The 12,683-nt window shown below is 36.3% G+C and carries 15 protein-coding genes; 2 read left to right on the top strand and 13 right to left on the bottom strand.

Features of this window, described 5'->3' with window-relative positions:
• Positions 1-365: 365 nt before the first annotated feature.
• The 4 genes from IEU65_RS02475 to IEU65_RS02460 form a co-directional block, all read right to left on the bottom strand.
• Positions 366-662: a hypothetical protein gene (locus tag IEU65_RS02475; RefSeq protein ID WP_010002619.1), complete on the bottom strand. Its 297-nt coding sequence runs from the start codon at positions 660-662 to the stop codon at positions 366-368.
• A 278-nt stretch (positions 663-940) separates the two neighbouring features.
• A complete protein-coding gene (locus IEU65_RS02470; protein ID WP_188352218.1) occupies positions 941-1,252 on the bottom strand; it encodes a hypothetical protein in 312 nt (103 codons plus the stop codon).
• Positions 1,252-2,631 (bottom strand): cell division protein FtsK, encoded by a 1,380-nt coding sequence (locus IEU65_RS02465; protein ID WP_188352217.1) that lies wholly within the window; start codon positions 2,629-2,631, stop codon positions 1,252-1,254. The genes IEU65_RS02470 and IEU65_RS02465 overlap by 1 nt, the downstream gene beginning before the upstream one ends.
• Positions 2,632-2,651: 20 nt before the next feature.
• Entirely contained in the window at positions 2,652-3,146 is a 495-nt protein-coding gene (locus IEU65_RS02460; RefSeq protein WP_048702230.1) for a PASTA domain-containing protein, read from the bottom strand.
• Positions 3,147-3,266: 120 nt separating this feature from the next.
• Here IEU65_RS02460 and IEU65_RS02455 point away from each other — a divergent pair, with 120 nt between their 5' ends.
• Positions 3,267-3,707 carry a hypothetical protein gene (locus tag IEU65_RS02455; RefSeq protein WP_242455644.1) on the top strand — a complete coding sequence of 147 codons (441 nt, stop codon included), beginning with the start codon at positions 3,267-3,269 and terminating at the stop codon, positions 3,705-3,707.
• Positions 3,708-3,781: 74 nt separating this feature from the next.
• On the opposite strand, the gene IEU65_RS02450 is transcribed toward IEU65_RS02455, so the two are convergent.
• The 5 genes from IEU65_RS02450 to IEU65_RS02430 are packed head-to-tail and all read right to left on the bottom strand — an operon-like array spanning position 3,782 to position 7,668.
• A complete protein-coding gene (locus IEU65_RS02450; protein ID WP_010295695.1) occupies positions 3,782-4,039 on the bottom strand; it encodes a hypothetical protein in 258 nt (85 codons plus the stop codon).
• The gene (locus tag IEU65_RS02445; RefSeq protein WP_010295690.1) at positions 4,032-4,376 is read right to left on the bottom strand and encodes a hypothetical protein; all 345 of its coding nucleotides are present in this window, start codon (positions 4,374-4,376) and stop codon (positions 4,032-4,034) included. The genes IEU65_RS02450 and IEU65_RS02445 overlap by 8 nt, the downstream gene beginning before the upstream one ends.
• Complete coding sequence (locus tag IEU65_RS02440) at positions 4,369-4,695, bottom strand: hypothetical protein (protein WP_010295688.1); 327 nt, start codon at positions 4,693-4,695, stop codon at positions 4,369-4,371. Before IEU65_RS02440 ends, IEU65_RS02445 begins: the two co-directional genes overlap by 8 nt.
• 17 nt (positions 4,696-4,712) lie before the next feature.
• A complete protein-coding gene (locus tag IEU65_RS02435) occupies positions 4,713-7,217 on the bottom strand; it encodes an ATP-binding protein (protein ID WP_010295685.1) in 2,505 nt (834 codons plus the stop codon).
• Between the two features lie 7 nt (positions 7,218-7,224).
• Complete coding sequence (locus tag IEU65_RS02430; protein ID WP_010295683.1) at positions 7,225-7,668, bottom strand: thioredoxin domain-containing protein; 444 nt, start codon at positions 7,666-7,668, stop codon at positions 7,225-7,227.
• 121 nt (positions 7,669-7,789) lie between these two features.
• On the opposite strand from IEU65_RS02430, the gene IEU65_RS02425 reads away from it, so the two are divergent.
• On the top strand, positions 7,790-8,332 hold the full coding sequence (locus tag IEU65_RS02425) for an NADPH-dependent FMN reductase (RefSeq protein ID WP_010295678.1): 543 nt from the start codon (positions 7,790-7,792) through the stop codon (positions 8,330-8,332).
• Positions 8,333-8,364: 32 nt separating this feature from the next.
• Here the strand turns inward: IEU65_RS02425 and IEU65_RS02420 are convergent, their stop codons facing one another.
• From IEU65_RS02420 to IEU65_RS02405, 4 genes are read right to left on the bottom strand one after another with little or no spacing between them, the layout of a single operon-like run.
• The gene (locus IEU65_RS02420; RefSeq protein WP_010295675.1) at positions 8,365-8,937 is read right to left on the bottom strand and encodes a hypothetical protein; all 573 of its coding nucleotides are present in this window, start codon (positions 8,935-8,937) and stop codon (positions 8,365-8,367) included.
• Entirely contained in the window at positions 8,927-9,451 is a 525-nt protein-coding gene (locus IEU65_RS02415) for a hypothetical protein (protein WP_168441545.1), read from the bottom strand. The genes IEU65_RS02420 and IEU65_RS02415 overlap by 11 nt, the downstream gene beginning before the upstream one ends.
• A 15-nt stretch (positions 9,452-9,466) precedes the next feature.
• Complete coding sequence (locus IEU65_RS02410; RefSeq protein ID WP_168441544.1) at positions 9,467-10,609, bottom strand: phage tail tip lysozyme; 1,143 nt, start codon at positions 10,607-10,609, stop codon at positions 9,467-9,469.
• On the bottom strand, positions 10,606-12,642 hold the full coding sequence (locus tag IEU65_RS02405) for a CD3337/EF1877 family mobilome membrane protein (RefSeq protein WP_031941260.1): 2,037 nt from the start codon (positions 12,640-12,642) through the stop codon (positions 10,606-10,608). Before IEU65_RS02405 ends, IEU65_RS02410 begins: the two co-directional genes overlap by 4 nt.
• Positions 12,643-12,683: the final 41 nt, after the last annotated feature.

Genomic DNA, 12,683 nt, shown 5'->3' with positions numbered 1-12,683 from the left:
TTTTAGTGGTTTCAACCCGCAATTTTTGTTCTTTGTTCTAAATGGCTTCATATCGGCGTTTGTTCCCCATATTGGGTTGACGCTTTCAGCGTTTTTACCGGTTTAACCCCCCTGTTAGTAACTGGGGGTTAAAGTTTTTTTGGTGACTTTATTTTTGGCGCATGTGCCAGTCGCTGACACACACTGGTCGTGTGTGCTTAACCGCGACCACGCACCCAGCCCCAATGCTACGCTAGGGCAGGGCGTGGCACTGTCTCTTCGCTGGTCGCTACGAGCCACGCCAATAATAAAGTCACTATGTACATAAAGCCCTGGTCTCTTACAGGACATTTGCTGTAAAAGACTAGAGCTTTAACAATAGTTACTTACTTGATATGTGACAATTGATCGAGCAAACCTTGAATATCTTTTGTACGATTGACACCGTGTGTTTGCAAGGACTTAGCCGTACCAAGCAAGAAACCTAAGTTCTTGCGTAGTTCAGCAAAGTAAGGTGGCAGCATTGGACTAACAGCACGTAGCTGTTCTTCATCTGCCATTGCTTTTTTAAGTTCATCACTTAGTTGAGCAAGGTGTTCAAGTCCACCTATCTTTTCAATTGCCTTCAAATCTTCAATTGATTGAGCGGACAAAGATTGAATTTTTTTAACTTCTAAAGCCATAATTTTTTACCTACTTTTTCTTTTTAAACTACAAATATTTAATTAACAGCAAAGCCAAACACAGATGCTAAGTGTTGGACTTCTGGCGTGGTATTTCATCATTCTTAACTCCTTTTTTGACTAGACCAATCAAAGTTTACATAAGACTGGCTATACAAAGTAACGGTATATCAACGTTTATAGGTACTAAAAAATAGGTCATTTTCAAAACCTTTCACAAAGTCCTTTAAACGCCTATTTCATCACGTAACTTTTTAAATTTCACAAGTAAACTTGCTTTAGACCAATTTTCTAAACTCTTTGATATACGCATCTAACTGTTCTTGTGAACTTTCAATATGCTTCATCAAATCGACAATATCCTGTGTAAAACCAAAAACATCAACATCTCTTATTTCTTCAATAAGCCGTAGTGCCTTTTCATTTTCAATTGCGCCACTCTCAACATCAATATTCTTAACGATATTTCTAATGTTAGCCATTTCGTTGGCATCAACCGAACGCAACTTATCCAGCATCAACGCCATATTTCTTGAACCATTAACTAAACTTAATCTAGTTCGCTCAAGTGCCATAATATCATCTGCCATTATTTTCCCTGACTTTCTCTTATTGCGATATTCTCACACATGTATTCATGTAAATTAAAATCTTTTGGTACTTCTGGTGCAAAAAATGATCTAACCTGACTGTCTCCAATCTTAATAAAGCCCCACCCTTTCAAATGTGATGACAAAGGACGCAATTGTTTTTCATTATCAGGGAATACCATTTTTTCAATTTCTGGTGTTGGCACTCCCATGTTAATACGCATATTCAATTGGTTTCGTACTGCCATTGGCAAAGAACCTGCATCAGGTCTCTGCATACCAATCAAAATATAAAAACCAAGTTCACGTCCCAGCATAGCTATCTCATTCAAATTAGACATTGCTGTATCATAGCTTGCTTTAATTGGGTCGTCATAAGCTAATCGATCATTCATTTCAACAAACGCACCAAACTCATCAAAGATTAAAAAGCAAGGTTCAAAACTAAATTCCTTATAAGTGCCAATGTGACCTGATGCCTTTAATTCTTCCATACGTTCTGCACGCTTCATCATTAACTGATAATACTTAATCACGGCATTGTTAATTTCAGATGCCGTACTATGAACACGTCCCTTTAATTCATCAACATATTTCAAACTAGCCAAATCAGACCGTTTTGGGTCAATAATATCGACATACTTAGTAATTTGTAACAATTGCCCGATAATCGCAAACATGGTATACGACTTGCCAGTACCAACATTACCTGATATTAAAGCATTGTAGAAAGTATCATACTTCCAATCAATACCTTTTGAAATTTGCAATAACCCTTTTTTAGGTTTCAATTCTTTTAACTGTCGTCTAAATTTAATTGGGTCAAAAGCAAAGGTACTAACCATTTTATTCTTACTAAATTCAGTTGTTTGTCTATCAGCAAGTAATGCTGTTTCAACAACATTATCAAACTCATTTTTAGAAAAACTTTCCATATATTTCCGACCGTCTACTGGCTCTTGTAAAATAAGTTGACCTATTTTGTGTAGTACCTTTAATTTCAATTTTGGAAAATAAGCTATAAATGTCCCATTCTCATCACTAGCGGTATCAAAGAACCCTTTAGAGACAATCAACAAGCTTATCATCTGGCGCAATTCAACTGTTTTCAGGTACTTTGAAAAAAAGTCGGAATGTTCTGGTGCATAATTCTTGTAAAACCAAAACACACCCCAACCAAACAAAACAGTCAACACAATACTTAAAACAATAGGCGACAAATACCACCAACTATATTGTTCTTGCATCAGCGATTGAAAAATATTCAAATACCAAGAACCAAAGCAAACTGTGACTAAAGACCAAACAAAAAGCAAAGTCCTTTTAAATAAAGTCTTTGCTAAATACTGATCACTGTATTTAATTGTTTTATATTTCATATACTAACCTCTTCTTATACTTAATCATTATCCTTTTTGTCTTTTTTTAAGTGTAATTTTTTTCCAATATTAGCAGAAACACTTGAAGTGGTTTCTAAAACATTATGAATTTGATCCTGTGTCTTTTGCTTTTTTAATGCTTTTTTACTTTCTGCTTCTTGAGCCAAAAGTTGACTATCAATAAGTGTTTGTTCATCGATGTAATACAATTTCACAAAAGTGTTTGGAGCCACAGAGGTATTTCCCTTTGGTTCCATTTTTACAATAGTATTTGGCAATGCATCAGCATAATGTAAATCTGCCTTCACCGGTACTTCAGAGTGATTAAAGTTATACTTATCTATTACCGCTGTTGCTTTTTCAACATCTAATAATTTTACATCGGGTATTTTAAGATAGTCTTTCCTTTTCTCTAATTGATCATTAACGATTTTAGTTCCTTGCTCCAATACATCTGGTGCTACTGCTCCAAGTGCCATTTTGCCAATCGTACCAAACAATTTTGCTTTTCCCATTTTTATATCTCCTAATCAATCCAATTGTTTTAATTATACATTAAGCCTTGCAAAAACTGTTCAAAAAAAACATGGGCTATGGTGAAAGAATTGGCTTTCATGAACTATAAGGAGCATAAAATGCGCAAAAGAGTTTTCATCATCAGTTTTATTGGCATATTCGTAGTTGTAGCGGGAATAATAGGTATCATCGTTTCTGACAATTCACATAAAATTCCATTTTATAATTCATCTACAAACCACATCATATTATCTGATAAGATAAATAAATTATCAGGTAATCAACAAAAAGAAGAAATGTTTACACTAGCCAGAAATGCTTTGAAAAATGAGACGGACAAAAACCAAAGCATTGACTGGAGCAATTTTGATGATGACAGTTTGTATGTTGAAAAATTAAAAAGACCACATGTTTACCTGCTAGGATATACGATTCAATCTCGAAAACCTTTGATTTTGAATATTAGATATAATCTAGTAGTTAAAATAGGCGTCAACAACAGCCGTGCCAAAAGTGATGAAATACAAGTCACAAGCATGGACATGTCGATTACAAAATAGATATGAAAAATAACACCATAAAATTGTGGTTGTTATTTTTTTCATTGATAAACTTTCTGTTTATTAGCTATTAATTAAATATCATGTTCCAATCTTTGCATCTCATCATTGATAACATTACTATACATTTGATGCGAAAACTCATTTCTAAATTGTTCTAACTTTTCAGGACTGCCCTTAATCTCATTTAAGGTAAGACTGTGCTGGTCTGGATAAGGACTATCACTTGCATAATTTTGCCAAGTAATTTTTCCATGAACATTGATAATCGCTTGAGCTAACAGCAACACATTTTTTCGTGTCATGCGATATTTTTTAAAAACACTAGACATCAATTGACCCCCGACTATTCAAGTAATCTCTTAATTCAGCATAAGTATCGTTATATTCCAAATAAACACTAAACACACCCATACTGTCATAATAATAACCTGACTTAACAACCTGTCTCACTCTACCAACAAAGTCTTCCAGTGAAGCATCATGAAAAATCAAAAGATCTCGCAATTCTTTATCAACACCAGATGCCACTAATTCTAAATACTTATTATGAAAATACTGATAAGCTTTTTCTGCTCTGTGTAGAACTTCTCTGGTTACATCTTGTCCTTCTTGATAACCCAAAGACATAGGCTGTAAATCTGCCATTGTAAAATCAACTTTAGTCATCAAATTTTCCCCTATTCTTAACATCAAACCGCACGACATCTCGCTTTTTATCCAAAATCACTGTGATTGTATAATCACTCGCTTCAATATTCAAAGTAACTTGCTTTTTATCAAAAGCCGTCACTGTGTTTCCAGTAATCACACCAGTTGTTTCTTGAATATCTTTTGACAAATCACTAGCTTGTGGCATGGTAATTGCCAAGTCTTTTGTCTTATAAATATCTTGTGCCAACTGATCTAATTTCTTCAATTCGGCATCATGTTTAAAATACACATATAAAATGCCAACCCCAACAATCACTAAAAATACAATATTCATTATTATTTCCTACTTTCTTATCCATACTTAGCTTCAAGCTCTGCACCAGCATTCTTATCAACTGTCTTAAAGGCTTTCGTCCATTCTTCAAATAGCGAATGAATAACCACCTTACCAACACGACCATAAATATCTCTAAACACACATTGACCTTTTTTTAAGTCTCTTAACATATCCATATTTGATTTATTGACTGGCAAACCAAAGTGTCGCAATATGTTTTCACGTTCACTATCATCAGCGCTATCAAAGGCAAATATTTGTCCGTATTGACCATTACTCTTTTCATCATTGACATCACCAACTCTTTGAGTAGAGTAAATCAACATATTGTTTTCAGAACGACCCAAACGCTTGATGCCGTCCAAGACTTTACGACCAGCAGGCGAAGCGTTAAATATCCACGCTTCATCAATAATTTCAGCACTAAACCGTTTCGTGTCTTCACGTCCAAACTTCTCTAAATACTTACCTAATGCCAACATAATTGATACCGAATATTTTTGCGTTTCAGTATAACTACGTACTTCTTGTTCAGCATGTGGCAAGTCTAAACCAGTCACTTCTAAAATTGTCCGTTGATTATTAAATTCGATACTATCCGTTTGTCCGTCACTAAAAGCAAGTTTTAACATACTATCAGGAATAACACTCTCATAATAATTCGCTAACTGTTGTGACTTCTCATTGCCAGCTTTTAGAATTTCAATAATCGCCATTGTACCAATTTGTTCGCCAGCTAAGCGTTGGTTACAGACTTGTTTAATCGCATTTGTTAGAGCCGTATCAAGTTCCATATCTTGTGAGATTGAGCGAACCTGTACCAACATTTCTTTAACTAACGTCAAGACACTAGGTATTTCATCAACTGTACTCTGACTATTCAACGTGAGCATTGGGTCAAGGACACCACGATTATCACTATCATTGGCATTCAAAGTCACATAATGAAACGAGTTCATGAGCTTAGTGAAAAACGGGTTATCATTATTTTCAAGTGATGCTTTAAACCAACGTCTCACTTCTTGTTTTGGGTCAACATAGAGTAGCTTCACATCAAACATTGCAAGGTAATTCAAAAGAATTTTAACTAAAAAAGACTTTCCTTGTCCTGTATCGCCAGTGATCGCTATATGGGGACTATCGGTTTTTGCTCCAGCAATACCTTTGTTAGCAATCACTGGGTTGATTAACAACAATGTTCTTGAAGATGCCACCGCACTATCAATAGTAAAATAACGGTTGGTATCTAAGACACGTCCGATATAAAAACCTGTTCGAGAACCGAGTTCATGACTAGTGCCAAACATCAACTGGGCAAGTGCTGGCGCATTCGTAAATTGTCGCCAACGTTTAAATACCCCTAAATTAGTCGCTGGTAAATTTTGATATAACAATAACTCTTGATTAAAGCTAGGTTGAAAGACCTCTATGTCACGATTAACAGTTGATAACCTTGTCTTCACTTCACGTATTTTTGTTTTGAGACCCTCAACATTATCATCACGAACCACTAATACAAGTAACCACTGCATAAAGGCATCTTTACTATCCATAACATCAGCCAAATCTTGTGCTAAAGCATAATTAGTACGAGAACGCTTTGAACTATCGTCATCACTAAGTAACGCATCTTCTAGTTCATCTTTATACTTCCCTTTTGAACTTCTGGTCTCTTGCTTCATTCCCTTGAAACCGTCACGTTGTGGAAAGTTGATTTTAAAATGAACTTCAACAGGGAATTTAAACGATTGTAATTCAGGAATAAGCGCTAAATTGTCTAATCTATCAGGCAAATTCAAAACCAAGTGGCTAATGTAGTCTGTTTCTTCCTGTGTTTCACGCTTCACAATGCCCAATTTTGCTAAGTCAAAAGCAGTATCACGCATATTCGAGAAATCTTTTATGCCCTGATGATGATACGTTGACCCCAACATATTGATTAACTTTTCTTCGGACATCTTAGTGGCGTCTAACGGTCGCAAAATACCAAGTACATCATCATTCATGGTTTGATAGCGTTCAAAGAATTTGTCATCAAACTTGACCTGATAACGCATGGTTTCTGCTAAACGTCTTAAAATAAGGTCGGTCGCAAACTGAAATTTGTCTTTTAAGTCGTCGCCAACACTGGTATTTTTCAACTTAACCCCAACATAAAATTCATCACGAATAGCTGGTTTAAATTCACTTTCCAAAATATCGACTTCTTCTTGACCCATATAGTATTGCGCCACATCTGATATATCTTTCGCCCAATCAGGACTAGTGCCTTGAATACGCCCTGCCAAATCCATATCAACTGGAATCAACTTCAAATCAACATCATCATATTTTTGTAACCGCTCAAACACGTCAACAAAGGTTTCTTTAAAATTGTTTTTGTCTTGTGCATTGGCGACATTGATTTGAAAAGGTTTCAACTGATAATAAGCCCACACATCACCAATTGTTGTCAGTAGTAAATTATCTTGATACTGCACAACTGGGTTTTCGTACTTTACATTGACATTCTTTGCCATACCTATCCTACCTTTCTGAAAATTCGTTAATGACTTGTACATCAGTTGAAACGACCCGAATATCTGGGTTATTTGGTTTCATAAATGTTGGTGTTTCTTGAATTGAAAAATCACTAATGTAATGCTTGTTATTAGGGTTTTGAACATTGATTGTTTGAATTTGCTTGTCAGCGTTTTTAAAATTCAAAACATTGTGCCAAAAGATTTTAGGATAGACCTTTCGACAATGTGAACACGTTGAACTGTAAAACATCACTGCTTCATTATTCTTATTGATATGATCCACAGCATTATTTTGAAAATTCATTGATGCGTATGGAATAAATAAAAAACCAGCCACTAGTAACACAATGACTGGTAATACTTTATTGACAATAATTAAAATTGGTTTGGGTAATTGCTTCTTATTTTCTTTTTTAGTGTCATTACCGCCTTTGATATAATGTTTCACTTGTTGTTCTCCTTGTTTAATTTTTCATAGACAACTAATGTCTTTTCATTCAAAAGTACTTGTCAAATCATAAGAAATGAGTTACACTTACTTTTAGTAAATAGAAAGAGGTCTTTTAATCATGACTAAGTTTGGTATTATTGTTGGTTCAATTCGTAAGAATTCATATTCAAAAGGTGTCGCTGACGCTTTAGTTGCTGGTTTGCCAGCTGATGCAGAAGTAACTTATTTAAATATCAGTGAGTTACCATTGTACAATCAAGATTTAGATGAAAATTCTCCTGAATCTTATGTGAAGTTCCGTGAGACAGTTGCGGCTCAAGATGCTTTCATCTTCGTTACACCAGAACATAATCGTAGCATTCCGGCTGCATTGAAAAACGCATTGGACATTGCTTCACGTCCTTGGGGACAAAGTGTTTGGGGTGGTAAGCCTGCATTGGTTGCTTCACAATCAGTTAGTGGTATTGCTGGTGTGTTGGCTCATCACATTTTACGTCAATCTCTTGTTTTCCTTGACATGCCAACAATGCAACAACCAGAGTTATATATCGGTAACGTTGCTAACCTAGCAGATGAGAATGGCCAGATTACCAATGAAGATACAAAAAAGTTCTTGGCTGATAGTGCAAAGCAATTTGTAACTTTCGCTGAAAAGTTTTAATTAAAAAGCTAGCCTTTATGGACTAGCTTTTTCTAATGGATTGAAATTTGATTGATCTTAATTGACGTTAATTTTTGACTTTTAATATCGAACCAGCCATGTATTAGGACTGTTTGATTGATTGCTTTTTGCGCTGTACCACTCGTTTTGACAACGACAGTTGCTAGGCTTTCAATTGTTTGGTTATCTAAATCACTGGTATAGCCTGTGGCTGTCTGATATTGACTGGTTAGCCCTAAATTATCAATTCGTGACCCACCTGTGGCATCAAGTCCGCTATCAAATAATTGATTTTTTTGGTCATTAGATAGACTTAAAATATCTGATACTTGATTAAATCGCTTATCATAATCTGATTGACTACTAAACGTATAATAAGCCTTTGCAAATTCTAGTAGCTTGCTTTTAGCTGTCGCATCATTTGCATTGTAGGTCGTTTGCAAGTTATCATTTTGTGTCGTGACATGCTTTTGTGTTTTAGCCACTTGCGACACTTCCTTTCTAACATCTGCTATTTGTGACCGTTTATGATTTGTGATTGACATTGTGATGCCAAGACCAACCAAAAGCAAACCCATAATGCTAAGTAAGATTTTATTTTTCATTATCGAATGCTCCTTTTAAGGTTAGCCGTGACATATCAGTGACTTGCTTTGCATCAGCATCATAAGTGACTGTATAAGCCACACTTTGCGCATCACTCTTAGCAATAACCAAGTATTCTAAATCAGACCCCCAAGCATTTTTTAACCCTACAAGTGGTACATCATAATGTGCCTTGTCACTAAATGTCACACTAGGCGCAAAAGTTTGCGTGAGTTCGTTAATCACTTTTTGTGAAGCCAACCCTTTCAAACTATCAGGATAAGTTGAAGTCGGTTGGTTACTAAATATTTTGACAAACTTAGTGACTTGATTAGTGCTATCACTCACTGTTGATTGTTGTAATTGTGGACTAGATACGATTGTTTCTGATTTTTTATGACTTAATTTTGCTTGCTTTAAATCAGCTTTAGCTTGTACAAATTGCTTATCTAAGTTTGGTATTTGATTGAATTGTGTCACAAGAATACCAGCTAAAACCAGACTAGCAAAAATGATTAAACGGCTATTTTTCATACTAACTCCTTTCGATTATTTACCTTGAATAAAGGTCACACCTTGACCAGCCGTTAATTCACGGAAACTCACTGTACCAGTCCCTGATGCCACAACATTACATTCACTAACTAAGAAATGTTTACCGTCATCACTGATCGCTTCAACTACGGCGACGTGTCCGTAAGTCGGGTCGGCACCGTCTGCGCCTTGTGAGAAACTAACCGCCCACCCAACATGTGGCTGACTATCAGTTTTGTAACCTTTTGCTTTAGCGTTCTTACCCCAATCAGCGCCATTACCTAAACCATTTTCTACTGGTGTGCCTAATTCTTGCATACGGTTATAGGTATACCAAGTACATTGTCCGAATGGATAAGTATTTGATGATGAAGTAGCGGTAAAGTTCGTGTCCTTGATTTTGCTTTTATAAGCACTAGGAATTTCTTTAACTGGCGCACCACTAGTTCCCATACCTTGTGCCACATTAGTTGAGCAACCACTGGAATTATTAGTTGTGTTATCAGTATTTTGAGTTGTTTCTGCACCAGTTGTGGCAGTATCAACGGCTGTATCTGATGAACCATTGGAAAACTTAGCATACCAAGAACGAGCATAGCTTTGTCTTGTAGCTGTTGTCCCAGCGCCACCACGTTCCCAACTAGCTCTTAAAAATTCTGTGGCATCATCAATGTTAGTCATTTTCAGACCTTTCTTTAATAAGTCAGAGTTTGTGCCATCATGATTAAGCGCAAAATCATACTGCACGCTTGCATCAGTCCACGGCTTATTTTTTGACTTAGCATAATTGATTAACTCAACACGCCTCGAATTGTCCCATTGATTAAGACCAAAAGCGTAACCACTTACTTTAGGGTTCATTGCTTGACTTTCACTGTAAGGCGCATTTGATTGTATCACGCTAGAATTAAAGCCACTCTCATGTTGTGTATTGCCTAAATATCCAGCAATACCAGCTTCGGTCACACCTGATATCTTTTTAAGGTTGTCATGCAAAGACTTAGCAACCGCTTCTTTATCAGCACTAGTTGTGATATTGGCATCACTTGTCGTTGATTGACACTGATCACTGTTACCAGCAAACATACCAATAATGACAATAATTAAAAAAACAAGGGATAGAATAGCTATTAAATAGCCTTTCAGAAGTCTTTTCATCGCAACTCCTTATCTAAATCTTGTTTATTTTGTTTACGCTGTTCATTATCTGCTTGTAAGCGTTGATTAAAATGTGTGGTATCATCTTTTGACTTCAATACCTTTGAACGTGCCTCACGTCTTGTCTGTGCCTCTTTAGAACCAGTTTCATAACTTTTACTTGAAGGACGACCTTTTGGCTCTGTGGCGCTGTCAGGTGTATCAGGTACTTGTTTTAATTCCTTTGACCGTTGATAACGTGGCAAAGTCACTTCATCAGCGATTGCCCTATGCGTCCCTGTATTATCAGGCACACCATCATCTTTTGTCTGCGAAGTATCTGATGTATCTTGGTTTGGCATTGCATTCTTCAAACGACTAGCACGGTCTTTTTTGACTTGTGCTTGATGTTTTGCCATATCTTTTGAAAGGTAGTCTTTACGAGCTTGCTTACGCTTTGCTTGTTCTTCCTGTTCAATTTCATCACGCAGTGCATCATCATCAAACTCATCACTATGCTTGTCTTTATAGTTGTCTTTCATGTCTTTACCACGTTTGATGCCATTACGAGCACCTTGATACATGCGATTAGCACTGTCACGCATTTCGCCTGCTGTACCCAATGCCTTACGCCCTGCTCTTGTCATACTAATTTTGTTCATAGCATTGTTGGCAACACTTGAACCAGTAATCGTTTGTACTAACCAACTTTTGTTTTTCCAAAGTAGAATCATCAAAACAATATAAACAATTGAGTTCAACATTGAACTAGCACTATCAACTGGTGGCACTACTGTATCAGTAACATTGCCAACCCAAGTAATAAACATGATGCCAAATAGTAGCCCGACCTTAGCAAAGAGTAACCCAAGCGCACCCATTGCCGTTTTCAAAGCACTATTCGCAAATTTTGGAAGAAGTGAAATCATAATTGTAAAAGGCGCTAAATAATACAGTAAAATAGCCCCTAATTGAACTAATAGATTAGCCAAACCAACCATTAGTAAAGGTATACCATAGGCAACCGACATCACTGGAGACATAAATGCGATTGCGACTTGATACCATTCTTGTCCGCCTTTCTTCTTAATATAAACATTTTTACCAGCAAATTCTGAAAGCGTCGTATCGTCAACATTACCGCCGATTAAACGATAAGGGTTGCCCATTTTATCGTTGTTTTTTTCTGCATCTGACATAGTGGCAACACCATAATTTCCCAACAAAAATGGTCGTTCAACGGCTTTTGTAAAATATGCGTATCTTAGAGTACGTTGAAAATCATCGCCAGTTGAGGTATAACCGCTATCATCAATATCACTTGTCGCCACAAACACGGCTGTTTGCGCATTAGAAGTCAACGTATTGATTGTTCTTAACACTGTGCTACCACCACTAACCCAAGCCGAACCGATAACCGCAATAACAATTATTGTGAGAATTGATTTTAAACCGCCACCACTTTTAATACTTTTAGCAAACGTCCAAACTAGTCCAGCCCCAAAGGCTAGGTACAACAAACTTTTTATTGCATCACTTTGCCAAGCTTTTTGTGAGTATTGCCCCACACTACCCAAAACATCATTAATTCCATCAGTAATATTCGTTAAATCAAACATCGTTGATAACCCCTTATCAAATAATGGATAAACAATATTTAAGTTAATAGCTGTGAACAGATCAGTTACAATATGTGCCGCACCAGAAGAAACATCTGTTAATGAACTATCTTGATGATAAAACTTATAGTTTTGCAAAATATGACTGTTTACCCAGTCCATTTTTCTCTTTTCTAAATTACTTTTAATCAAGTCGTCTGAATAGTCACTTGCGGAAGATGTGTCACCAGATTTTTTTTCCGCATCATTGGTTACTTCCTCAACAGCTTTTTCGGCTTGCTTTGAAGCATCATCAATTGCCTTAGTAGTATCATCAGACATCACGGAACTACTCGAATTACTAGTATCATCTGCGAATACTTGCGTTTGTGCAAAACCTAGAACAAACAAAAAAGAAGCCAAAATAATTAGCTTCCGACAAAATTTTATTAACATGTGCTTTCCTTTCAAAATAAAAAGTGCTTGCTGTATTTGCA

It is taken from the genome of Leuconostoc pseudomesenteroides KCTC 3652, from assembly GCF_014634745.1.
GTDB lineage: Bacteria > Bacillota > Bacilli > Lactobacillales > Lactobacillaceae > Leuconostoc > Leuconostoc pseudomesenteroides.
This window is presented reverse-complemented; position numbering and strand designations above follow the sequence as displayed.